Here is an 872-nt window from a genome sequence, read left to right as displayed (position 1 = left end):
AACATCCTTCAGTGCAGTGAGAGCGTCATCGTCACCAGCGTCAAGGACAGCCTGTGCAAAAAGACCGGCAGGGCCCTGCGGAAGAACGGCTATCAGGTCATCGAGATCAACTTCCAGGACTGTGCCGCTTCTTCCTGCGGGTACAATCCGCTCATGTATGTGCGCCGCGACCAAAAGCGTGGGTGCTGCCATGAGCAGGACATTCTTCAAATCGCCGCCGCCCTCTCTCCCGTCAAGACAAAGAACGACCCGTTTTGGGAGCAGGCCGCCCAGATGGCCCTCTCAGCCATGATTTCCTATGTGCTGGAGTATCTTCCCCGCCAGGAGCATCATCTGGGCAGCGTGATCCGGCTCCTGCGGGAGATGGGGAACGGCAGCTTTGACCGGCTGTTCGAGGAGGTCTGCACCTTCGCTCCCGACAGCTTCGCGGCGGCGCAGTATCAGATGCTCCGCAACATTCAGAAGTCCCCCAGGACCTATGCCAGCATCCAGGCGTTCCTGGCGGAAAAGCTGTCCCCCTTTGCCTTCCACGGGGCAGAGAAGCTGTTTACCAACTCCAGCCAACTCTATTTCCAGAGCCTTGGCGACCGCAAGACAGCCGTGTTCCTGACCATCAGCGACACAGACCGGTCCATGGACGCTCTGGCGACGCTGTTCTACACCCAGGCGCTTCAAAATCTCTGCCGCCATGCCGACCAGTGCCCGGGCGGCCGTCTGCGTGTCCCAGTCCGCCTTATCCTGGACGACTTCGCCGCCGGGGCCGCAGGGTGCATCGCTGACTTCGACCAGATCAGTTCCGTCATCCGCTCCCGGGAGATCAGCGTCAGCATCATCCTCCAGAGCCTTGCACAGCTGGAGGCCGCATACGGGCA

At 60.8% G+C, this 872-nt stretch carries 1 protein-coding gene; it reads left to right on the top strand.

Annotated elements, in window-relative coordinates; translation table 11 throughout:
• Window positions 1-872: type IV secretory system conjugative DNA transfer family protein (locus B5F94_RS15950; protein ID WP_158100321.1), on the top strand; the 872-nt coding region annotated here is incomplete at both ends.

It is taken from the genome of Flavonifractor sp. An4, assembly GCF_002161755.1.
GTDB lineage: Bacteria > Bacillota > Clostridia > Oscillospirales > Oscillospiraceae > Flavonifractor > Flavonifractor avicola.
Note: the sequence above shows the minus strand (reverse complement) of the source record. Positions and strands in the feature narration are given on the sequence as shown.